The organism is Liquorilactobacillus aquaticus DSM 21051 (assembly GCF_001436755.1).
GTDB classification, from domain to species: Bacteria; Bacillota; Bacilli; order Lactobacillales; family Lactobacillaceae; genus Liquorilactobacillus; species Liquorilactobacillus aquaticus.
On record NZ_AYZD01000018.1, the window covers coordinates 23,863 to 47,680 of the forward strand.

Genomic DNA, 23,818 nt, shown 5'->3' on the forward strand with positions numbered 1-23,818 from the left:
ATAACAATTCCTAGTTTCATTCTACTAGAGAAAAAAGATTGTCACAATCAAAACACATGCTTGTAATCTTTCCGTAACACAACTGTCAAATGGAATTTCGCTAGTAAACAAATATGGCTTAAGAGAAACTGTCCTCCAAGCCATATTAAAATACGCATTTACAATTGTGAAAAATAAAAAATCAACGCTTAAGCCATTTGTTCCAACCACTTGCTGGCTGCATTTAATGCGTCAGGAATTCCAGCTGGTTTTTTCCCACCAGCCTGAGCCAAGTCAGGACGACCGCCGCCACCGCCACCTACAGAAGGAGCAATAGCTTTGATAAGCTCTCCCGCCTTCAAACCAGCCTTGACTGCTTCATCACTAGCTGCTGTAATCAGATTGACCTTCCCATCTTCTGTTACAGTTGCAAGCACCAGTATATCTGAATACTTCTGCGATTTCCATTGATCAGCTAATTGTCGCAACTGAGCCATACCTGAAACTTTGACTTGAGCTTTGATCAATGTTTTACCTTTAATCTGTTCAACTTTCTTAAAGATTGAACCAGCTTGTTGCTGTGCAAATTTGTCTTCTAATGCCTGTTTTTGCTGCTCCAGCTCTTTTATTTCAGCCTGATACTGATCTAATTTATGCGGTATTTCCTTCAACTGAGCAACTTTTAGTTGTGCACTGATGTCTTCAAGCAATTGATTGTGTTTTTCAAGGAATTCATATGCCTCCTTCGAGGTTACTGCTTCAATTCGTCTGACACCTGCACCGACACCAGATTCAGAAGTAATTTTAAATAAACCTAATTCATTAGTATTATCAACATGATTTCCACCACACAACTCAATCGAGTAATCACCGACTTTCACAACACGGACAACATCACCATATTTTTCTGTGAAAAGTGCAATTGCACCAAGCTTTTTAGCTGACTCAAAATCTGTTTCAACTGTCTCGACAGGAATATTTTCCCAAATTTTTTCATTAACAATTCTCTCAATTTTTGCCAAATCTTCTTTTGTTACCGCGCCCAGATTAGTAAAATCAAAACGCAAATAATCGGGTTCCACTAAGGAACCAGCCTGATGTGTGTGTGAACCCAAAACATCACGGAGTGCTTGATCCAATAAATGTGTCGCTGTATGATTTTTACGTGTCTTATCATGCAGCTGCTTATTCACCTGAAGGATATATTCTTTTTCCTTACTCAAAGGAAATAATACCTTCACAGTATGCATATTCTGACCATTAGGGGCATGCTGAACATCTGTTACTTCGGCAACAGTTGTTCCCTGCTTGTCTTGGATAATTCCAGTATCTCCAACCTGTCCACCCATCTCGGCATAAAATGGTGTCTGATCAAAAATTAGCTGAGCAGATCCTTTTTCCACTCTATCAACAATCTTGTCTTCAAAAATAATGTCCTTCAGTATTCCGTTAGACTTTAGACAATCATAGCCGATATAGCTGCTTTCGGTTTTGATATCTGTTAAGAGTCCCTTCTGTACACCCATTGACTTGGCATTGCCACGAGCTGCACGAGCTCGTTCCTTTTGCTGTTCCATTTCTTTATCAAAACCAGCTTGATCGATTGTCATCCCTTGATCATTCGCATATTCTTTGGTTAATTCAATTGGAAATCCATACGTATCATACAGTTTAAACGCTGTTTTGCCTGATAACTGCTTGTTTTCTTTATCCTTAGCTTCTGTAATCATTTCATTAAGTAATTCAAGCCCATCTTTCAAGGTCTCGTTAAAGCGATCTTCCTCGCTTCGAACAATTTTAGCAATGTAGTCAGCTTGTTCAAGCACTTCAGGATAATGTGACTGCATAATTTGCCCGACAACGGGTACCAGTTTATATAGAAAAGCTTGTTCTATTCCTAATTTTTGACCGTGCATCACAGCTCTTCTGATTAAACGCCGAATAACATAACCTCTTCCCTCGTTAGAAGGAATTGCCCCATCTCCAATCGCAAAAGTAACAGCTCTGATATGGTCCGCAATGACTTTAAAAGATACATCATTCTCTTTTACCTGACCATATTTTTTCCCATCACTGAAATCTTCGGTTTGTTTAATAATCGGCAAGAAAAGATCGGTCTCAAAGTTAGTTGGAGCATTCTGAAAAACCGAAACCACACGTTCTAGTCCCATGCCCGTATCAATATTCTTATGTGGAAGTGGTTCATAAGTTCCATCCGGTTTATGATTGAATTCAGAAAAGACAATATTCCAAATCTCTAAATAACGTTCATTTTCTCCACCAGGATAATTTTCTGGATCGTCTTCTGCCAGATTGTTAAATTTTTGACCACGATCATAAAAAATTTCTGAGTCCGGACCACTGGGGCCTTGACCAATGTCCCAAAAATTATCCTCAACTTCATAGATATGGTCCTTCGGTACACCAGCAACCTCGTTCCAGATACGCTTGGCCGTAGTATCCTTAGGATAAACAGTTACGTACAAACGTTCCTTATCCATTGCGAACCATTCTGGACTTGTCAGTAATTCCCAAGCCCACGAGATAGCTTCTTCTTTAAAATAGTCACCTACAGAAAAGTTTCCTAGCATCTCAAACAATGTATGGTGGCGTGCTGTATGTCCCACATTTTCGATATCATTAGTCCGTATACTTTTTTGTGAACTTGTAATACGCGGATTCTTTGGTACAACACTTCCATCAAAAAATTTTTTCATCGTCGCAACTCCAGAATTGATCCATAACAAAGTCGGATCATCATGCGGAATCAGCGAAGCACTGGGCATGACTTCATGTCCTTTTTCTTTGAAAAAATCTAAATACATTTGTCTGATTTGTGAACTTGATAGCTCTTTCATTCTTAAAATTACACCCTTTCTCTTATCAAAAAACATAAAAACACCGTTGCGAGTAAGGACGCTTTCTGCGCGGTACCACCTTACTTGCAACGATGTTGTCGTTTACCTCTTTAAACTCGATAACGTTGAGTGACGTTTGTTTTATTCTTCGCAGGGAGCACCTGAATAACCAGCTATTAACCCTTGCACCAAATCGGGTCTTCTCTTCAAATAACACAGTTTTCAAATATGTCCTGAATTCTCCCAAAGTATATCCAAAATGAACCGAAATGTCAATCACACAAGAAACTATTCTCCACGTTTGTTCTGCCTGCGTGAAATTTTTCGATCTTGCTGTTCTTTGCGCTTGATTGCCCGTTTAATCTTGTTTTTGTATCCAGGTTTACGTTTTTTGCGTTCTTTTTTCACCAATCCAATCAAATTCACGTCAAGCTGTTCTTTTTTGACCTTGCGTTTTTGACGTCGATCTCGATCATATGAGTCAACAATTTCCCCATCTTTGAATACTTTGGGCTTAAATTTCACGCCCATCTGTTCAAGCTCAGAAATTTTTGCATCATCATTTGGTGTATAAAGAGTTATCGCAATTCCAGACATACCGTTGCGTCCCGTTCGCCCAACACGATGGATGAAAAATTCAAGATCATCTGGCAGATCATCATTGATCACATGTGAAATACCTTCAATATCGATCCCCCTTGCAGCTAAATCAGTAGCAACTACAAATTGATATTCGAGGTTTTGAACTTCCCGCATCACACGTTTTCTCTGTCTAGGGGGAATATCGCCATGTATTTTAGCTACCTTCAGACCTTGCGCGCGCAAGTAATCTGTCAGTTCGTCCGCACGAGTTTTAGTATTAGTGAAAATCAGCGCCAAATACGGCTGCCCCATCGTTAATAACTTGTAAATTATCCCGTTTCGATCTCGTCCCTTAGTTGAAAGCAACCAATTATCGACTGTTGGACTGATAACTGTCTTATTTTCAACCACTTCAATAATAGGGTTCTGCATATATTTACGCAGAAACGGTTTTAGTTTAGCTGGAATAGTCGCAGAGAAAACCAGCATTTGCAAATCTTTTGGCAGAGTTGAAGCAATAGCGTCAACATCTTTTAGGAACCCAAGATCAAGAGTCATATCGGCTTCATCAACGACCATATAGTGCGCGTTGTGAATATCCAAGTCATTACTGCGGACCAAATCTAGTATTCGACCAGGAGTTCCGATCACGATTTGTGGCTGATGATGATGCAGCTTTTCGATTTGACGCTGCTTATCTGTACCCCCTACATAATTGTGCACCATAAGTGGTTGATCACCTTGCTTAATCAACTGCTTGGCAGCATCGTAAATTTGATATGCCAACTCACGACTCGGGGTTGTGATAACTGCCTGCACACTTTGATCGCTTAAATCAATTGAGTTTATAATAGGCAACAAAAAAGTATGTGTTTTACCACTACCGGTTTGAGACTGTCCAACAACACTTTGATTATTCATTATCACTGGGATAAGTCTTTTTTGAATTTCAGTAGGTTCTGTAAAATGAATTTTGTTTAACGCCTTTTCAAGAAAAGGCTGGAAACCAAATCCTTTAAACGAATTAATCATTAGATTCTCCTGTATAGCTGGCTGCTATTGCATCCAGCTTTTTAATATATTCTGGTATTTTTTCTCCGTCAGGCATAAAGGCACCACTTGCTAACGGATGACCTCCACCCGCGTACTCCTTAGCAAGTTCATTAATAACTGGTCCTTTTGACCGGATACGCAATCTAAAGGATCCATCTTTTTGCTGAACAAGAATCGTCCAACACTTGACTTCAACTATTTTACCAAGCAACGGCACGATTGGAGCTGTACTAGCATCCTTTATTTCGAACTTCTCCATAACCTCCCTGGCTAGCACAATATATGCTGCCCCATTTTTTGTAATGGTCATATTTTCGTAAACATAGGCTGCTAATCGTGCCACCGGCAGTGCGATACTATCCAGTTTTTGGTTGATCACAGCAGCCGCAAAATTATGTTCCATCAGCTGACTAGCAATGCGCATCGTATGCGGTGTTGTAGCATCATACATAAATCTTCCAGTATCGCCAACAAGCCCCGCGTATAACATTCGTGCAGCATCGTCAGGGACGCTAAGCTGTCCCCCAACCGCATTCACCAAGTCCATAATCATCTCAGAACAGCTTGATGCATGTGAGTTAACCCAGCAAATATCCCCATAAGGATCTTCATTAGGATGATGATCAATTTTGATCAGAAACTTTCCTTTTGCATAGCGTTTATCATCGATACGAGGTTGATTAGCTGTATCTGTGACGATTACGAGCGCATCTTTATAAACATCATCTTCAATTTTTTCCTGCTCTGCTATCCAAGCAAGTCCATGAACATTTTCTCCTACTTGGTATACTTTTTTCCCTGGAAAATTACTTCGAATAATAGCTGCTAACCCACATTGTGACCCGTATGCATCAGGGTCCGGCCGCTGGTGACGATGAATAATAATCGTTTCGTATTTTTCTACCTGTTCAAAAATATTTGTTTCTATCGACATCCTAGTTGTTCTCCTTAAATTTCAAAAGATTTTCCTATGGCAGCTCTTATCCCAACTCCAAGGGTCAGCTTGTCAATGTACGCCGCCACGTCTTGTTTTATTTGTGGAAAAGTGTTGTAGTGAATCGGCAATACATGTCTGGCTTTGACAAATGATGCAGCACGAACTGCATCTTCTGGACCCATTGTGAAATAATCGCCGATTGGCAAAAAGGCCAAGTCGACTCCATCTCCGCCATTGATTAGTTGCATATCTGAAAACAATGCTGTATCACCAGCATCGTATAAGGTTTTATCATCAATATGCAGTTCGAAACCAGCAGCAACACCCAAAGTACGCGGAACATTTCCACTTTGGGGAAGTGCCGCAGTATGCCAAGCTGGAACGAGCTTCACTGATCCAAAATCAGTTTTCAAAGAACCCCCGAAATTGATGCCATATGCTTTGAGTCCTTTTTCTTCAAAGTACCCTGCCAGATCAGTAACTGCAATTATTGGTGCTCCTGTTCTTTTTGCAATTTCAGCAGTATCCCCCACATGATCAAAATGAGCGTGTGTCACCAAAATATAATCCGGTCGACATTCTTCAACTTTCAAATCAGTTGATGGATTATCCGTAATAAACGGATCAATCAAAATGTCAGTTTTATTTTCAGTAATGATTTCAATAACCGCATGGCCGTGCCATATTATTTTCATCAACTACACCTCCCAAATTAACTAACCTACATTACAAGTATACCTATAAAAACCAGTAATTACAAAGCCGCTACTCTTTCCATAATGGCAATTTAATGTTTTCAAACCTCAACTCGTCAATGTTAGTTAATGTTATTCCCAGTAGGCGGACATCTATCTCATTAGGTTGCATTTGATCAAATAACTGTCTGGCCCAAAAAACAAAATTTTTCCTATCGTTTACTAAATAATCATCAAAAGTTATTCTCTTAGTCATTGTTTCAAAATGACTGTTCCTGAGTTTCAATACAAGCGTTTTTCCGTGTTTCTGTTTTTGTTGTACTGTTTTAGCAAGTTTTTCTGCTAAAAAATTTAGCATATCATCAACCTCAACGGAACTTTTTAATGCCTGGTTAAGCGTCCGCTCAGTTCCAATTGATTTCCGTTTTCTCTTCCATTCAACTGGGCGTTCATCAATTCCGCGAACTCTTTGATAAAGAATCTGACCCATTTTTCCAAACTTCGAAATCAGGTCTACTTCGCTCCACTTAAAAAGATCGTTTCCCGTATTGATTCCCAATTGATGCATCTTAGGTGCTGTTTTTTTCCCAACACCGCGAAATTTGTCGATCGGCAAATCAGCCAGAAACAAATTCACTTCTTCAGGAAGCACTAATGTGACTCCAGCAGGTTTATGATAGTCCGAAGCTAACTTTGCTAAAAACTTATTGTAAGATATTCCCGTCGAACAGGTTAATTTTGTCTTCGCAAAAATTTCTTGTTGGATCAACTGTGCTACCCTCAAAGCAGAATTGATCTTCTTCTTGTTCTCAGTTACATCCAGATAAGCTTCGTCAAAAGCAATCGGCTCTACCTTATCAGTATATTCATGAAAAATAGCGTGTATTTCCTTAGATACCTGCTTGTATTTTGCAAAGTTTGGAGCCACAAAAATAGCTTGATGACAAAGTTCATAAGCTTCATGCGCACTCATAGCTGAATGTATTCCAAAGCGTCGAGCCACATAGTTGGCTGTTGTAACAACTCCCTTTCCACCTGTATGTCGCGGATCACGAGCAATCACTAACGGTTGATTTCGATACTGCTTATGATCACGCATTTCGATTGACGCATAAAAAGCATCCATGTCGACATGCACAATTTTGCGCTTCAACTTCATGGTCATTACCACCCTGCATATGTTATTGATATTTAAATCATAGCAGAACGTTAGTTCGTCTTCAATTTTTTAAGCACAAAGAAAGCTTGCAGCAAAACGACCATTGCCACAAGCTTTCTCATTTTTAAGTGTATTTAATCAAATGTTATCCTAAAATTTCATCTTTTCTAAATAGCATTCAGATTAATTATAATTTTTCTATGATTTTAACGAGAAGCTAAAAATTTTCTAAACTTTAATATGTTTTTATCTCTGTTTAGTCTTCCGCGGAAAACACCCACTTGTGTCCATCATGAGCCAACAAATCATCCGCTTCGTGAGGACCCATCGAGCCACTGGTATACTCAACAAGTGGGCCTTCCTTCTTATCCCAAGCAGTGCGAATAGCATCGACAAATTTCCATGAATATGCAACTTCTTCCCAATGTGTGAAGTTGGTTGCATCTCCGCGTAATGCATCTAAAATTAATTTTTCATACGCTTCTGGAACCGGGCTATCATCATTTTCAGATTGCAACAAGTCCAGTTTCTGAACTTGCAAACCAAAATTCTGTCCGATTTTCTTCACGTTCATCTGCAGGTAAATCTCACCTTCAGGTTCTACAATAATTGTCAAAATATTCTTACCAAGTTTTTCAGGACCAAAAATATTCTTAGGAACATCTTTGAAGACAATATCAATGCGCGTTGTTTTTTTAGCAAGACGTTTCCCTGTTCTAATATATATCGGAACACCGGAAAAGTTCTCGCTCTCAACAAACAACTTGCCAGCTACAAAAGTCTCAGTTTTAGAATCATCCGCGATTTGTTCTTCTTGCCGATAACCTTTAAGACCGCTAGTCCCCGCATATTGAGCCCTTACAAAGTTTTCTTCTACTTGCTCAGGTGTATAAACTTGCAGTGCTTTTAATGCATATATTTTTTCACGCCTGATATCACTTTCTGTAAAAGAAGCAGGCATATTCATTGTAAGCAATGAAACGATCTGCAAGATATGATTTTGAACCATATCGCGTAAAGCACCTGCCGTTTCATAGTAGCCTGCGCGTTCCTCGACACCCAAAGCTTCACTCAACGTAATTTGAATATTATCAATATAACGATTATTCCATAATGCACGGAAAAGATTATTCCCAAAGCGAACTGCAGCGATATTCTGAATCATTTCCTTACCCAAGTAATGATCAATTCTGAAAACAGAATCTTCCGCAAAATAACGCCCAATCGAGTCATTCAACTCGCGTGCACTTGGCAGATCATGTCCAAATGGTTTTTCGATTATGAGACGATTGTACCCATTATCAGTCACTATCTTCTGCGATTTCAGGTGCTCAGCGATCGTGCCAAAGAAACGCGGCGACATTGCTAAATAAAATAAACGATTGCCACCAATACTGTACTTTTCATCTAGCCGCTGTGCCAACTTCTGCAGAGTCACATAGTGCTCTGTATCATTGACATTGTGCGACTGATAATAAAAATGCTGTGCAAATTCATCCGCGTCTTCTTTGGAAGTTCCCTCCACAGTCACTGATTTCCTAACAACTTCTTGAAAATATTCATCCGTCCATGGGCGACGTGCTGTACCGATCACAGCAAAATTTTCTTTTAAAAAACCCTTCTCATACAATTCAAACAATGATGGATATAATTTTCGTTTCGCAAGATCCCCTGTTCCACCGAAAATAATAAAGAGTGCCTGTTGTCTTGTATCCATAATTAGCTGCACCACTTTCACTTAATATCTTTACACCTATATAAACACTAGTGTACTTGTAAAAGAAAGTTTTAACAAGTATCGAGTATTATTCAAATCTTATGCAGAAGCTGAAAAAACGTAAGACCTAAACAACTTATTAAGTTCTTAATTTTTCTAGCGAAACAAAGAACGGCTAAATTAAGTGAACACCCTTATCCACGTAAATAACATCTCCAACAACACCCGTTGAAAGATCACTCACTAAGAATGATGCTGCACCGCCTATTTGGTCCGTTGTTACTGATTCGCCATCAACCGTTCGCTCACGCGACAAACGTAAAAGATCTCCGTGATCCTTAACACCTGTCACAGCCAGTGTTTTAACGGCGCCGGCAGAAATAGCATTTACCCTAACACCATATTTTGCCATATCACGTGCAAGATAGCGTACATTTGCTTCCAGCGCAGCTTTAGCGACTCCCATTACGTTATAATTAGGGATTGCACGTTCTGACCCAAAATAAGTCAACGTTACAATACTGGCAGGATCATTCAATATTTTAATACCATATTTTGCCACAGCTATTAATGAATATGCTGAAATATTTTGTGCCAAAGCATATCCTTCACGACTTGAGTTCATGATATCTCCAGCAAGCTCTTCTTTTTTAGCAAAAGCAATCGCATGAACGATTCCATCTACTTTGCCAAAACGCTCAGCTACTTGTGCAAAGGCTTTTTCGATACTTTCATCACTAGAAACATCACATTCAACCAGACGACTCTCGTCTTGAACTAGACGATTCAAACTTTTTTTCAATCGTTCATTTTGATACGTAAAAATAAGGTCTGCACCATTGTCGATCATTGATTGCGCACAGCCCCAAGCAATACTTCGTTTATTTGCAGCACCCATTATCAGAATTTTTTTACCGCTTAACAAATTATTCAATCTTTTCAACCTCCATTAACCCCTAGAACTGGCGAAACCTTTGATGACGTTTTTCTATTAATTCAGATGACGTCAACTTCTCCAAATCAGTCAATTCTTTTTGCAATATTTTCTTAACAGCTTTAAATACACGTTTATGTGATCTTGATTCAGGAACTATTCCATCGATTACATGTTGCTCAAGTAGTTTTTCTGGCGTCAGCTGCATCACATCTGCAGCCTCATCAGCCCGGCTGCTGTCTTTCCACAAAATAGCTGCAAAGCCTTCTGGTGATAGAACTGAGTACATACTATTCTCAAACATCCAGACGCGATCCCCACATGCTAATGCGAGAGCTCCACCGCTACCCCCTTCACCGTAAATCATTGAAATAACAGGCGTTTTGACACTGCTAATTTCAAGCAGATTATGCGCAATTGCTTCTCCCTGCCCATTTTCCTCAGCTGACTTACCAGGATATGCACCAGCTGTATTCACGAATGCAATAACAGGACGTCGGAATTTTTCAGCTTGCTTGATCAATCGCAATGACTTGCGATAGCCCGAAGGTTCTGGGCAGCCAAAGTGTGTCCTAAGACGTTCTTCGGCTGATTTCCCCTTATTCGTTGCAATAACAGTAACGGGAGTATCATTGAATTTAGCAACACCACCAACAATTGCAGCATCATCATCTGATAAACGATCACCATGCAATTCCATAAACTCGCTGAAAATTCCATCGATCAACTCATAAGCAGACATTTTTTCTTCGCTACGAGCATTGGCAACAATTTGGGCAGCGGTTTTTTTCTTATCAAGCAAACTAACCATTTACATCACTCCCTTTGCTGTGCAATTCAAGCAACCATGCAATTTTATTCTTAATATCTTTTCTTGCAACAATGGCATCTATAAAGCCGTGTTCAAGTACACGTTCAGCATCCTGCAAATCACTAGGAACTTTCTGGTGCGTTGTTTGTTCAATTACTCGTTTTCCAGCGAAGCCAACTAAAACACGCGGCTCAGATAAAATGATATCCCCCTGCATTGCAAAACTAGCAGTCACACCGCCAGTCGTCGGATCCGTTAGAACTGTAATATACAGCAAACCTGCCTCTGAATGGCGTTTAACAGCCTGTGATATTTTTGCCATCTGCATCAATGAAAAAATTCCCTCTTGCATCCTTGCACCGCCGGATGAAGTAAACAGCACCACAGGAACTCGCTGCCTTGTTGCACGTTCAAAAAGACGCGTTATTTTTTCGCCTGTAATTGTTCCCATTGATCCCATAATAAAAGCAGGATCCATAATTCCTAATGCTAACCGCTGATCCTCTATCTTAGCCATGCCCGTTAAAACAGAATCATTTAATCCTGTTTGTATACGTGCCTTGGAGAGCTTTTTTTGATAATTTGGAAATTTCAGCGGATCAGTCGTTTTTAAAGAATCGTCCATTTCTGAGAAAGAATCCACCAGCCACTTTAAACGTTCACGCGCAGTAATTCTAAAACCATATTCACAATTAGGACAAACTTGATAAATACCTAGATCCTTATGATAAAAGGATTGATGACATTTAGGACATGCAATCCACATCCCAGACGGTACTTTCTCACCAGCCTTTTTATCAGCCTTGATATGTTTGTGTCCCAATGTTTTTAATTCATTAAATAATTGCACACCTAATCCTCCTTCTTCCATCTTGGTAGGAAGGATTTCTCAAGATAGTCAGTCGTTACTCGTCCATTCTTAAAAGTATCGTCATCGAGGAGCGCCAAGTGGAACGCTTGATTCGTTGTAATACCATCAATCAACATTTCGTTTAAAAGACGTTTTATTTTTTGAATTGCCTCATTACGATCATTGCCTAAAGCAATAACTTTAGCTACCATCGAGTCATAAAAAGGTGAAATTTTAACTCCAGCGTACAACGCTGAATCAATTCGCATTCCCAGATTTCCAACAGGGAAGTATAAATATTTAACTTTCCCGACCGAAGGAGCAAAATTTTTGGCTGGATCTTCAGCGTTAATTCGACATTCAATTGCATGACCCTGGCAATGAATATCCGCCTGTTTAAATGGTAACTCTTCGCCGGCAGCAACACTGACCTGAGCCTTAACCAAGTCAATACTCGTGACCATTTCAGTAACTGTATGTTCCACCTGAATACGAGTATTCATTTCCATAAAATAGAAATTATGTTCCTTGTCCATTAAAAATTCGATCGTTCCTGTATTAACATAGTCGATCGCATTAGCAGCTTTAACTGCAATTTTACCCAAGAAATTGCGTTGCTCCTCTGTGATCAGTTCACAAGGACTTTCTTCAATCACTTTTTGCTTGTTTCGCTGAACAGAACAATCACGTTCAGGAAAATAAACCGCATTACCTTGCTTATCACGGAAGATTTGAACTTCAATATGCTTAACATCCTCCATGATTTTTTCCAAATACATCCTTGAATCACCAAAAGATACGATGGCCTCTTGCTGAGCTTCCTCAAAGTTGCTCTGTAGCTTCTCCTCGTTGTCAACCCTTCGAATACCTTTGCCACCACCACCAGCAGCAGCTTTCAATAATATTGGGTAGCCGACTTTATTGGCAATTTTACGAGCATCGTCAGTATTATCAACAAAACCCTCACTACCAGGAATAACCGGTACGCCGCTTGCTCGCATCTGCTCACGTGCATTTGCCTTGTTACCCATCAAATCAATTGTTTCTGATTTGGGTCCGATAAAGGTAATACCGCACGCCTCACACATTTCGACAAATTGACTATTTTCCGACAAGAAGCCGAAACCAGGGTGAATTGCTTCTGCACCTGTTCCGACAGCCGCACTTAAAATGTTTTTCATATTCAAATACGATGCTTGCGGACGAGCAGTTCCAACACACACGGCTTCATCAGCCAATTGAACATGCAAACTTTCACGATCAACATCAGAATAGATCGCTACTGACTTGATTCCTAATTCTTTTAATGAGCGAATGATGCGAACGGCAATTTCACCGCGATTAGCTACTAGAACCTTTTTAAACATCAAATCACCCCTAATTTAACCAATCATAAACGTTAGTTCTGCAGTACATACTTTCTTACCTTCAACACTTGCGAAACCTTTTCCCAAGCCAACATTATTTCTGATTTTTTCTAATTCGACTTCCAGACGCAAAGCATCTCCCGGCCGAACAACACGCCGAAACTTAGCTTCCTTGATACCGCCAAAATAAGCAGTTTTTCCCTTAAATTCAGGCAGAGTCAACAACGCAACCGCACCTGTTTGTGCTAGTGCTTCAACAATCAACGCACCAGGAAGAACGGGATTACTTGGAAAATGCCCATTAAAAACTTCTTCATGAATTGTCACATTTCTTTTCGCTACTGCCATTTTTCCTGGAACAAGTTCATCAACACGGTCTATCAACAGCATAGGATAGCGATGAGGAATGATTTTTTGTATTTCAGTCACATCTAAAACCATCTTGTTGTTTACGCCTCCTCAATTTCAAAAAGTGGTTGTCCGAATTCAACTAATTCTTCATTGTTTACTAAAACTTTGGAAATAACGCCTGCAACTTCACTCTTGATTTCTGTCATCATTTTCATGGCTTCAATGATGCACACCACATCGCCTTTACGAATTTGATCGCCGGCTTTAACAAATGGTGGTTTAGTAGGTTCGGATTGAAGATAAACGCTCCCTACCATTGGTGAATCAATTGTTTTACCCGGTTTTTCAGCCTTGTTCCCTTCGACAGGCAGTACTGGTGTGTTTTCATTTTTTGTCCTGTTTTCAGCACTTGGTACCGATGCTTGTGCCTGTACAATTGGCTGTGAGACCTTATTTTTACTCAAACGAATATGAAAATCTCCCGTCGTAATTTCTAATTCACGACTAGGTGAATCATTGAAATCAGCGATCAATTTTTGTATTTCTTTATAGTCCAACCCTATTCACTCCATTTTCTAAATGCTAATACTGCATTATGTCCACCAAATCCTAATGAGTTGCTGATTGCATATTCAAGATTTGGTGCACTTTCAGCATTTTCTGTCACGACATTGACATGGCATTCAGGATCTTGCTTCTTTAATCCAACATTAGCTGGCAACTCACTTTGTTCAAGTGCTGCAACAGTGATAACAGCCTCAATCGCACCTGCAGCACCTAGCAAATGACCTGTCATACTCTTGGTACTGCTTACCTTAACAGGACTATCAGCCCCAAAAACACGGTTAATGGCCTTAGCTTCACCTGAATCGTTAGCATGTGTCGCTGTTCCATGAGCATTGATATAGCCAACTTCTTTGGGCGTTACTCCTGCCTCAGAAATAGCTTGCTGCATCGCACGCGCAGCACCTTCACCTGTTGGATCTGGAGAAGTCATATGGAACGCATCACAAGTGCTGCCATAGCCAACAACTTCACCTAAAATTTTCGCGCCTCGCTCTTTTGCATGCTCCAAACTTTCAAGAACAAGCGTTGCACCACCTTCACCCATAACAAAACCAGAACGATCTTCATCGAACGGCAATGATGCCCGGTAAGGATCTTTCTCCTTGGAAAGTGCTGTCAGGGCAGCAAAACCAGCAATCCCGATTTCATTAACTGAAGCTTCAGAACCACCGGTCAGCATTACTTTAGCTCTACCTTCTTTTATCTGACGATAAGCCTCACCGATTGCATTGGTACCTGAAGAACAAGCCGTAACGATTGCAGTACATATATTCTTTGCCTTAAAACGTAGTGCAATATTACCAGCAGCCATATTAACGATTGATGTTGGAACAAATAATGGTGAGACTCTTTGAGGTCCCTTGCTGTTCATCTTCGTTACTTGTTCTTGAATTGTGGTTAAACCGCCAATCCCGGAACCATAAATTACACCCATATCGTATTCATCAGTGTTTTCGCTACTGATACCCGCTTGTTCAACTGCAGCAATGGCACTGTCAACAGCATATTGCGAGAATAAATCCATTCTTTTAGCTGCTTTCTTGCCAACACGAAGTTTAGGATCAAAATCCTTAACTTCTGCAGCCACCGTAATTCCTGTTTCACTTGCGTCAAACTTGCTGATCTTGTCAAATCCAATTTTTCCAGCAAAAATATTTTTCAGAAATGTAGCTGTATCGTTACCTACCGGAGTAACGGCACCCATTCCAGTAATTACCACTCTACTCATCGATAAAACCCTCCTAGATCGTCATTCCACCATCAATCGTTATAACTTGCCCAGTAATATAATCACTTTTGGCCAAGAAAACTGCGGTTTCAGCCACTTCGACTGGTTCGCCAAAACGCTGAAGCGGAATATCTTTTACCATCTGATCCTTGATTTTCTGGCTAACTTCTGCCGTCATATCACTATTGATCATTCCTGGTGCGATTGCATTGCAACGCACCCCACGCAGAGCACCTTCGCGCGCGATTGTCTTTGTTAAGCCAATAATTCCGGCTTTACTGGCAGCATAATTTGCTTGCCCAAGATTACCGTGCAACCCCACAACACTCGCCAAATTAATAATGACCCCACTTCTTTGGCGTGACATTTTCTTTAAGATACCTTGCGTTACATTAAATGTACCGATCAGATTGGTTTCAATAACGCGGCGAAAATCTTTTTCCTTCATCCCAATCATAAGCTTGTCAGCCGTAATTCCGGCATTATTAACTAAAATATCAAGATTATCGAATTCTTCAAAAATTTCCGTTTGCATTTTTTTTGCATCATTAATTTGCGAAACATCGCCCAACGCAACTTTGCATTTCACGCCCAATGCTTCAATTTCTTTTATTAGTTTATCTGAAACATTTTTACGCCCATTTAATATAACATTACAGCCCTCTTTTGCGAATTGAAGCGCAATTGCTGCTCCGATTCCACGAGAACTGCCAGTAATAAAAGCGGTTTTCCCTTTAAGATCCATGTTATCAGCCTCGACTTGCTTCAATAAATTTTTGGTAATTACTCTGATTGTCTATATGATAGCGTTCTATCGTTTTGTCAATTTGCTTAGTAAACTTACTTAAGGTTTGACCAGGGCCTATTTCAACAACTGTATCAATGTCTAAATTATTGATCATATAGTCAACACATTGATGAAAATGTGTCGGAGATACCAGCTGCCGTGTTAATATCGCGCGCGTTTCCTCTGCTTCAAACAGCTGTGCGGTCGTATTGCTGACCACTGGCACAGTCGTCTTTTCAAACTGCACATTTGCAAGACGTTTCTCCATTAAAGTACTTGCCTTTTTAAAAAGCGGGGTATGGAACGCCCCGCTAACCTTTAATGGAATAACATTTTTAATTTCTTGCTCATGAAATAGCTCGATCGCACGATCAACGGCTGCTTTATTTCCGCCTATGACAACTTGTTTAGGTGAATTATAGTTTGCAGGGCAGACAACTTCCGTATCATTGCTTGCCTTTTGGCAAACATTTTCAATAGTATCAATGTTTGTCCTCATAACAGCTGCCATTGCACCATCAGTTTCCTCGGCATCGTTTTGCATATACATTGCACGATCCTTTAGAACCTGCATACCCTTTTCAAAACTCAAACTATTTGCAGCTATTAAAGCTGAATATTCACCCAAGCTCAAACCTACCATTCCACGAATATCAAGATTGGGAACATCTCTTTTAAGCATTCGAGTTATTCCTAAGCTCATGGCAACAATAGCCGGTTGAACATAAACAGTCTGTGCTAACTCATTATTCTCGTTGCGGTAAATAGCATTAAGGTCCATTCCTGTTAGCGTAGATGCTTGATCAATGGCCTTACGATAAACTTGGTCTGCCTCATATAAATCAAGCCCCATTTTGCTGTACTGAGCACCTTGTCCACTAAATAAAAAGCCTATTTTCATAAATCCAAGATCTCCATTAAATTATTTTGCGTCGACTTCTTTTTTAACATAGTCAACAACATCTTTAATCGTTTTTACACCTTCATCGGCTTCAAGCTTGATATCTAATTCATCTTCAAGTTCATTCATAATTTCAAAAACATCTAAACTATCTGCTTCAAGATCTTCTTTAATATCTGAATCCATCTTTACCTTGTCTGCATCTACATCTAATTGTTCAACCACGATATCTTTTACTTTGTCAAAAATTTCTTGTTCTGTCATTATTAATTACACTCCTAAATTAGTATTTGATAATTTGCGTTCCAACTGTTAATCCACCACCAAAACCGCTCATCGCAATTATTTGACCACGTTTAATTGCTTTATTAGACACAAGTTCATCTAAGAGAAGCGGTACACTAGCGGCGGAGGTGTTTCCATACTTAGCAATATTCATTGGAAATTTTGCTAAAGATTGATCTAGGCGCTTAGCAATTTGCGTAACTATACGTGAATTTGCTTGGTGCAAAACAAAATAGTCAATTTGATCCAAAGTCAAACCGGCTTTTTCAACTGCTTCTTCAATCGATACTGGAACTTTATGAGTTGCAAACTTATAAACGTCTCTTCCAGACATCGAAAAAGCCTTAATTTTATGGTCGCCTGCTGTTGGGAAGGAACTTAATGCATCTGTCTTCCCAGCCTCCAACTTATCGCCTTGCTCACCATAAGTATGCAGACTTGAGGAAACGAAGCAACTGCTATCTTCCTCATTTTGTTCTAACAAAACTCCTGCAGCCCCATCTCCGAACAAAACAGCCGTGGTTCTGTCCGTCCAATCAATAACTTTTGATAAGACTTCTCCCCCGATCAGCATTACCCTCTTACAGGATGATCCGGAGGACACCATAAATTTTTCAGCTACATTTAGTCCATAGATAAAACCAGAACATGCAGCACTGATATCAAATGCCAGTGCTTTATGTGCCCCAATGTTTCCTTGAACCAGTGCAGCAGTTGCGGGCGTGTAGCTATCTGGTGACATTGTTGCAATTATCAGCAGATCAATCGACTCAGCATCCCAACCACTTTTTTCAAGCAACTGCTCAGCTACATTGGTACATAACTGCGATGTATTTTCTTCAATGCTAATATGCCGTTGCTTAATACCTGTCCGACTACTAATCCATTCGTCCGAAGTATCCATGATTTTACTCAGGTCATCATTAGTCACAACTTTAGATGGAACATAGTGAGCAGTCTTGACAACTTTAATTGTTTCCAATATGCTGTCTACTCCTTAATCTATGAATGCTCCCTAAGAAAATCCTCTAGGTTACATACTGCTTTTTCAATTGTTTTTATTTCTTCTGGATCAAGATCTCTTAAAAAGCTACGTACCATCATACGGTGAAAGGCATCATGTGCCCGGTACATAAGACGTCCCTTTTTGGTCAATCCTAAGCGCACAACACGACGGTCATCACTACACCGTATTCGTGTTACATAATTTTTTTTACTTAACCGATCAATGGTTGAAGTCAGTGTACCTGGTGTTAAGTGCAATTCTTTTGCTACCTGCGATGCCGTCTTTTTATCGTACATTGTTATTGCATTAATCGCATGCATTTCTTTGATAGAGACGTCTTTAAAATGACTTCTTTTTAATTCATGTTCTTCAATCCAAAGAATATCATTATAAATTCTTACAAGGGAATCATTGATTGTTTTTACCCGATTTTCCATGTGTTCAATGTCCGTCCTTATCCAACCTTAATTTAACTGACAATCTTTAAGAACGAAATCTAAATACTGAATTTAGATTTTTTCGTCCCGGTTTGCCACGATAAACATCAGTTCAGCTGCACACGCTGTTTTTCCATCAACAACTGCCTTCGTTTCTACGATCCCCATATTTTCCCGCTTCTTAGTCAAGGTAATATGTAGCTTAAGCACATCCCCTGGACGAACAACTCGACGAAACTTAGCTTTGTGAATCGCTCCAAGATAAGCAGTTTTTCCAACAAATTCAGGCGATTTCAGAATTAAAATCGAAGCTGCTTGTGCCAGAGTTTCAATAATTAACACGCCGGGCATTACAGGATTACCTGGAAAATGACCTCTAAAGAACGACTCATTAATTGTCACATTCTTTGTAGCAACAATTGATTCACCGGCTTTTAGTTCATCAACATAGTCAATATAGATTATCGGAAAGCGATTAGGAATCAAATCCATAATTTCTTGTGCATCCATAAGCACCACATTTGTCACCTCACTCTTCCAAAAAGTATTTCGAACATCAAAATATTCGATGATTGAATAGTATTACACTCGGACTAAATTGTCAAATTTAAAAAAAGCATTCATTAAATTTTATTAAAAATTAAACATTATAAACTTCACTTTTGTCTGTGTGTAATAAAAAATTATTTTTTTATTAGTCTGGCAAAACAAGACTGGGTGTATTTTAAGTCCCCTTTAAACCATAGATTAGCCTTACATCATGGTTTATATATAACATTACTTATTATACCATCATTAAAAGGACCGTTTTTCGCACGCCGATCTGTTTTAACTAATCAAAATTTAATTTAACCATTCTTCCCTACGTAACAAAATAAAAAAGTGTGCTTGCAAGCCCTAGCCTCTAAGCATCACTTTCCCTAATATTGTTTTCAACTCTTCTTTTTCTCATCTTCAGAAGCATTTTCTTCAGCTGCTTTTTCCGTACTTTGAACGTCAGTTGTTTGTGCACTCTTTTCAACTGTTTCTCCACCATTTGTTTTCGCAGGTATAACGCTTGCAATGGCAGATTGTTCGAACGTTAGAAAAATTCCGTCACAATCAAGGGTCACGGTATGGTCAGCATTATTTATACTGTCAATTACTCCATGCAATCTTCCAATTGTGATAACAGCATCCCCTTTTTTCAGGTTGCTCATCATTTCTTGACGTTTTTGCTGCTGCTTTTTCTGAGGTCTGATCATCATAAAATACATCAAACCAATCAAAGCAACAAACATTATAATCGTTGGTAATGATCCATTCATTTTTTTCACTCCCATCTATAAAACAAAACCTGCACAAGTATAACTTTAACAAAGATTTAAGCCACTGACTAGGCATTTGAGCAAATTTTTAGAAGTTACGGCTGTTTTCATTGTTGAATCCGTATTCCTCAAAAAAATTCTCTCTGAATTCAAGCAGGTTATCATCCATAATCGCTTGCCGAACCTGTTGCATTAGATGAATCAAAAAATAAAGGTTATGGTAACTAGTCAATCTCAGCCCAAAGGTTTCATCCGCTTTAATCAGATGGCGAATATAGGCTCGAGAAAAGTTACGACAGGTATAGCAATTACAGTTGTCATCTATTGGCCGGAAGTCACGGGCATAAACTGCATTTTTCACAACAAGTCTGCCATGTGAAGTCATGCAACTACCGTTGCGGGCTATTCTCGTCGGCAAAACACAGTCAAACATATCTATGCCGCGAATAACCCCATCAATCAACGCATCTGCTGAACCAACTCCCATTAAATAACGCGGTTTGTTCTCAGGTAGCATTGGCGTTGTAAACGAAAGTACATGATTCATCTCTGACTTGCTCTCCCCGACTGAAAGACCCCCAATTGAATATCCCGGAAAATCCATCGAAACCAAGTCATGGGCACTTTGAGCTCTTAATTCTTTATGGCCTCCTCCCTGGACAATCCCGAATAGTCCTTGAGTTTCAGCATTCTGATGAGCTCTTAAACCCCTTTCAGCCCAACGGCTTGTCCTCTCCACTGATTTCTTGATATAATCATAGCTCTCAAAAAAGGGCGGGCATTCGTCAAAGCTCATCATAATGTCTGCTCCTAGTGCATTTTCAATTTGAATTGCTTTTTCTGGTGAGAGAAAGAGCTTCTCCCCGCTTAGATGACTCTTAAAATGAACGCCCTCTTCAGTAATATCACGCATTTTAGCAAGTGAAAACACTTGAAATCCGCCTGAGTCAGTGAGTATTCCCTTATCCCAATTCATGAATTTGTGCAGACCGCCTGCTTCTTTTACGATATCTTCCCCTGGCCGTAACCATAAATGATAGGTATTAGAAAGAATAATATTGGCTCCCATTGCGTCCAATTCTTCCGGTGCCAAAGACTTCACAGAAGCCTGTGTTCCTACCGGCATAAACATCGGTGTTGGAAATCTGCCATGCGGAGTTATAATTTCGCCTAAGCGTGCTCCGGTATGTTTTTCTTTTTTGATCAAATGATATTTGATCGCTGGCTCAGTCATTAAAATTCTCCATTCTTTGTTAATTATACTACTTAATAAACATCGCATCGCCGAAACTAAAGAAACGATATTTTTCCTTAACGGCATGCTTATATGCGTTCAAAATATTTTTACGTCCCGTAAATGATGAAACCAGCATCACTAAAGTAGATTTTGGAAGATGAAAATTAGTAATAAAAGCTTGGACTACTTTCCAATCATAACCCGGTTTAATGAAAATATCTGTCCAACCACTATCTGCACGAATCTCTCCATTAAATTTTGTGCCGATCGTTTCAAGTGTCCGAATACTAGTTGTCCCAGTTGCTATAATTTTTCCACCATTAGCACGCACATCATTCAAAATTTTAGCAGAATCTTCTGAAAGGCGATAAAACTCACTGTGCATTTTATGATCCTCAATATTTTCAACACTAACTGGTCTAAACGTCCCTAATCCGACATGCAGCGTTAAATAGACCAGATGAACACCCTTGGCTTCAATTTTATGCAGCAATTCTTTTGTAAAATGCAAACCAGCTGTCGGTGCAGCCGCAGATCCTACTTCACGTGAATAAACTGTCTGATACATCTCAGGATCATCAAGCTTTTCCTTTATATAAGGTGGCAATGGCATTTCACCCAGCTCATCAAGAATTTCCATAAAGATGCCTTCATACTCAAACTTAATCATACGTCCACCATGTTCTAATTCTTTGGTAATAACTGCACTTAACTTTCCATCCCCGAAAACAATTCGGGTGCCGACTTTTGCTCGTTTAGCTGGTTTGACCAGCGTCTCCCACTCATCCCCTTGAGTATTGTTCAATAAGAGGACTTCAATGTGCCCGCCAGTTTCAGGCTTGATCCCATAAATACGAGCTGGCATCACTCGCGAGTCATTCATTACTAAAGCATCTCCAGCATTTAGCTGATCAATGACATTGTAGAACACATCATCTTTATAAGCTCCGGTTTTACTGTCCAGAATTAGCATACGTGAATGATCACGTTCTTCCAACGGAGTTTGTGCGATCAATTCCTGTGGTAAATCATAATCAAAATCTTCTGTGGTCAAATGTTCTTCAGACAAAATTGTCACCCTTCTTCAAAAAATTTATTTCTATTGTTTTTTGGAATGCGGCAGCCCCAAATGTTCATAGGCTGCCTGTGTTACAACCCTTCCGCGTGGTGTTCTTTTGATAAACCCACTCTGCATCAGGTACGGCTCAATCATTTCAGTAACCGTTTCGATTTCTTCTCCAATATTAGCTGCAATTGTACTTACCCCAACTGGACCGCCATTGTACAGATCAATCATCATTTTCAACATTTTCCGATCTGTTTCATCCAATCCATGCTCATCTACACGTAATAAATTGAGCGCGTATTGGACAATTTCTCCATCTACCTTACTTTGATGTGCAACCTCAGCAAAATCTCGAACTCTTTTTAACAGCCGATTGGCAATCCGCGGTGTGCCACGTGACCTTCTGGCTATCTCATGAGCCCCGCTCAGGCTGATTGTCGTTTTGAAAATGTCAGCTGAGCGCTCAACAATCAATGCAAGCTCGTTTTCCGTGTAATAATTCATATGCGCAACAATTCCAAAACGATCGCGTAACGGTGCTGATAACAGACCTGCTCGGGTTGTCGCACCAATCAAAGTGAATGGTGGAAGCGTGAAATGCACCGGATGCGCAGTCGGTCCTTGTCCAATAACAATATCCACGTAAAAATCTTCCATTGCTGAATACAATACTTCCTCGACAACCTTAGGCAATCGATGAATTTCATCAATGAATAAAACATCACCTGCTTCTAATTCATTTAATAACGCCACGAGATCACCAGGGCGTTCAATTGCCGGACCGCTAGTTGTTTTAATTGCAACATTCATCTCATTCGCAATAATTATAGCGAGCGTTGTTTTACCTAAACCTGGCGGTCCATACAATAAAACATGATCCAACGCCTCTTGTCTCTGACAAGCTGCTTTGATATATACTTGAAGTTCATCCTTAATCGCTTTTTGCCCGATATATTGTTCAAACATTTGCGGGCGTAAAGAATTTTCTTTATCATCCTCGTACTCATTACTTGTCAGATCGCCTGATACTATGCGGTCATCCTCTGGCATTTAGACACCTCCTTAAATCATTTATTGATCAATAATTTTAACGCTTCGCGCAAATACTCATCAGTAGAACTTCCAGAAAATTTTGCGAGCTGCTTACTGATGCGTTTGACTTCTGTTTTAGTATACCCTAAGGCAGATAAAGCTGCGATACTTTCTTCTAGATATTGATTTGACCCGACGTGATCAGAAATTTCCAACCCCTGCTGCCCAATCAACTCATCTTGAACAAGTTTTTCACCCATTTTTCCTTTAAGATCCAAAACGATTTGCTTAGCTGTTTTCTTCCCAACTCCTGGAAACTTAATCAGATAACCAATATCTTCGTTATCAATTGCTGTCACCAATCCTTGATGATCATCATTTGCCAAAATGGCAAGTGCACTCTTGGGCCCAATCCCAGAAACATTAAGAAGTTTGACGAAAATAGTTTTTTCGCTTAAATCCCAGAAACCAAAAAGGGTAATATCATTTTCTCTTACAGCTTGATAGATATACACTTTTTTTTCATTCTGCTCATCAACTTGATAACGAAATGGATTGGAAACGTATACTTGATAACCGATCATACCAACTTCAACAACAATATAATATGGTGTCACAGCGGTGATCTTCCCTCTAAAATATTCGTACATTTCTTTTTCCTTCCTAAAAAAA

Annotated in this window: 24 protein-coding genes; all 24 read right to left on the reverse strand. The window is 39.7% G+C overall.

All coding sequences use genetic code 11. From position 1 onward, the window contains the following. Positions 1-188: 188 nt before the first annotated feature. The 24 genes from alaS to ruvA all read right to left on the reverse strand — a co-directional run bounded on the left by alaS (position 189) and on the right by ruvA (position 23,796). Positions 189-2,837, reverse strand: a complete 2,649-nt coding sequence (alaS, locus tag FC19_RS06825) for an alanine--tRNA ligase (protein WP_057876431.1) — start codon at positions 2,835-2,837, stop codon at positions 189-191. A gap of 288 nt (positions 2,838-3,125) precedes the next feature. Further along, the gene (locus FC19_RS06830) at positions 3,126-4,451 is read right to left on the reverse strand and encodes a DEAD/DEAH box helicase (RefSeq protein ID WP_057876245.1); all 1,326 of its coding nucleotides are present in this window, start codon (positions 4,449-4,451) and stop codon (positions 3,126-3,128) included. Continuing rightward, the gene (locus FC19_RS06835) at positions 4,444-5,406 is read right to left on the reverse strand and encodes a DHH family phosphoesterase (RefSeq protein ID WP_057876246.1); all 963 of its coding nucleotides are present in this window, start codon (positions 5,404-5,406) and stop codon (positions 4,444-4,446) included. The genes FC19_RS06830 and FC19_RS06835 overlap by 8 nt, the downstream gene beginning before the upstream one ends. A 14-nt stretch (positions 5,407-5,420) precedes the next feature. Next, positions 5,421-6,104 (reverse strand): metal-dependent hydrolase, encoded by a 684-nt coding sequence (locus FC19_RS06840; RefSeq protein ID WP_057876247.1) that lies wholly within the window; start codon positions 6,102-6,104, stop codon positions 5,421-5,423. Positions 6,105-6,174: 70 nt separating this feature from the next. Continuing rightward, positions 6,175-7,263, reverse strand: coding sequence for a DNA polymerase IV (gene dinB / locus FC19_RS06845; protein ID WP_057876248.1), 1,089 nt, complete (start codon positions 7,261-7,263; stop codon positions 6,175-6,177). Between the two features lie 256 nt (positions 7,264-7,519). Further along, on the reverse strand, positions 7,520-8,980 hold the full coding sequence (gene zwf / locus FC19_RS06850; RefSeq protein ID WP_083488397.1) for a glucose-6-phosphate dehydrogenase: 1,461 nt from the start codon (positions 8,978-8,980) through the stop codon (positions 7,520-7,522). 175 nt (positions 8,981-9,155) lie between these two features. Further along, positions 9,156-9,914 carry an enoyl-ACP reductase FabI gene (gene fabI, locus FC19_RS06855; protein WP_057876249.1) on the reverse strand — a complete coding sequence of 253 codons (759 nt, stop codon included), beginning with the start codon at positions 9,912-9,914 and terminating at the stop codon, positions 9,156-9,158. Positions 9,915-9,936: 22 nt separating this feature from the next. Continuing rightward, the gene (gene accA / locus FC19_RS06860; protein ID WP_057876250.1) at positions 9,937-10,725 is read right to left on the reverse strand and encodes a carboxyltransferase subunit alpha; all 789 of its coding nucleotides are present in this window, start codon (positions 10,723-10,725) and stop codon (positions 9,937-9,939) included. Further along, positions 10,718-11,575 (reverse strand): acetyl-CoA carboxylase, carboxyltransferase subunit beta, encoded by an 858-nt coding sequence (gene accD, locus FC19_RS06865; RefSeq protein WP_057876251.1) that lies wholly within the window; start codon positions 11,573-11,575, stop codon positions 10,718-10,720. Before accD ends, accA begins: the two co-directional genes overlap by 8 nt. Positions 11,576-11,577: 2 nt before the next feature. Beyond that, the gene (gene accC / locus FC19_RS06870) at positions 11,578-12,942 is read right to left on the reverse strand and encodes an acetyl-CoA carboxylase biotin carboxylase subunit (protein WP_057876252.1); all 1,365 of its coding nucleotides are present in this window, start codon (positions 12,940-12,942) and stop codon (positions 11,578-11,580) included. A 15-nt stretch (positions 12,943-12,957) separates the two neighbouring features. After that, entirely contained in the window at positions 12,958-13,383 is a 426-nt protein-coding gene (fabZ, locus tag FC19_RS06875) for a 3-hydroxyacyl-ACP dehydratase FabZ (RefSeq protein ID WP_057876253.1), read from the reverse strand. A gap of 8 nt (positions 13,384-13,391) precedes the next feature. Beyond that, positions 13,392-13,850, reverse strand: a complete 459-nt coding sequence (accB, locus tag FC19_RS06880; RefSeq protein WP_057876254.1) for an acetyl-CoA carboxylase biotin carboxyl carrier protein — start codon at positions 13,848-13,850, stop codon at positions 13,392-13,394. 2 nt (positions 13,851-13,852) lie between these two features. Beyond that, on the reverse strand, positions 13,853-15,088 hold the full coding sequence (gene fabF / locus FC19_RS06885; RefSeq protein ID WP_057876255.1) for a beta-ketoacyl-ACP synthase II: 1,236 nt from the start codon (positions 15,086-15,088) through the stop codon (positions 13,853-13,855). 13 nt (positions 15,089-15,101) lie between these two features. Continuing rightward, positions 15,102-15,833, reverse strand: a complete 732-nt coding sequence (gene fabG / locus FC19_RS06890; protein WP_057876256.1) for a 3-oxoacyl-[acyl-carrier-protein] reductase — start codon at positions 15,831-15,833, stop codon at positions 15,102-15,104. 4 nt (positions 15,834-15,837) lie between these two features. Then, positions 15,838-16,776, reverse strand: a complete 939-nt coding sequence (locus tag FC19_RS06895; RefSeq protein ID WP_057876257.1) for an ACP S-malonyltransferase — start codon at positions 16,774-16,776, stop codon at positions 15,838-15,840. A 21-nt stretch (positions 16,777-16,797) separates the two neighbouring features. Beyond that, on the reverse strand, positions 16,798-17,040 hold the full coding sequence (locus FC19_RS06900; protein ID WP_057876258.1) for an acyl carrier protein: 243 nt from the start codon (positions 17,038-17,040) through the stop codon (positions 16,798-16,800). A gap of 19 nt (positions 17,041-17,059) precedes the next feature. Further along, the gene (locus FC19_RS06905; protein WP_057876259.1) at positions 17,060-18,043 is read right to left on the reverse strand and encodes a beta-ketoacyl-ACP synthase III; all 984 of its coding nucleotides are present in this window, start codon (positions 18,041-18,043) and stop codon (positions 17,060-17,062) included. Positions 18,044-18,063: 20 nt separating this feature from the next. Continuing rightward, entirely contained in the window at positions 18,064-18,504 is a 441-nt protein-coding gene (locus tag FC19_RS06910; RefSeq protein WP_057876260.1) for a MarR family winged helix-turn-helix transcriptional regulator, read from the reverse strand. A gap of 72 nt (positions 18,505-18,576) precedes the next feature. Beyond that, positions 18,577-19,023 (reverse strand): 3-hydroxyacyl-ACP dehydratase FabZ, encoded by a 447-nt coding sequence (gene fabZ, locus FC19_RS06915; RefSeq protein WP_034987865.1) that lies wholly within the window; start codon positions 19,021-19,023, stop codon positions 18,577-18,579. Between the two features lie 413 nt (positions 19,024-19,436). After that, positions 19,437-19,811 carry a preprotein translocase subunit YajC gene (gene yajC / locus FC19_RS06920; protein ID WP_057876261.1) on the reverse strand — a complete coding sequence of 125 codons (375 nt, stop codon included), beginning with the start codon at positions 19,809-19,811 and terminating at the stop codon, positions 19,437-19,439. 88 nt (positions 19,812-19,899) lie between these two features. Beyond that, entirely contained in the window at positions 19,900-21,045 is a 1,146-nt protein-coding gene (gene tgt / locus FC19_RS06925; protein ID WP_057876262.1) for a tRNA guanosine(34) transglycosylase Tgt, read from the reverse strand. Positions 21,046-21,073: 28 nt separating this feature from the next. After that, positions 21,074-22,117 carry a tRNA preQ1(34) S-adenosylmethionine ribosyltransferase-isomerase QueA gene (gene queA, locus FC19_RS06930; protein ID WP_057876263.1) on the reverse strand — a complete coding sequence of 348 codons (1,044 nt, stop codon included), beginning with the start codon at positions 22,115-22,117 and terminating at the stop codon, positions 21,074-21,076. A 30-nt stretch (positions 22,118-22,147) separates the two neighbouring features. Beyond that, positions 22,148-23,164, reverse strand: coding sequence for a Holliday junction branch migration DNA helicase RuvB (gene ruvB, locus FC19_RS06935; protein ID WP_057876264.1), 1,017 nt, complete (start codon positions 23,162-23,164; stop codon positions 22,148-22,150). Between the two features lie 17 nt (positions 23,165-23,181). Continuing rightward, positions 23,182-23,796 (reverse strand): Holliday junction branch migration protein RuvA, encoded by a 615-nt coding sequence (gene ruvA / locus FC19_RS06940; RefSeq protein WP_057876265.1) that lies wholly within the window; start codon positions 23,794-23,796, stop codon positions 23,182-23,184. Positions 23,797-23,818: the final 22 nt, after the last annotated feature.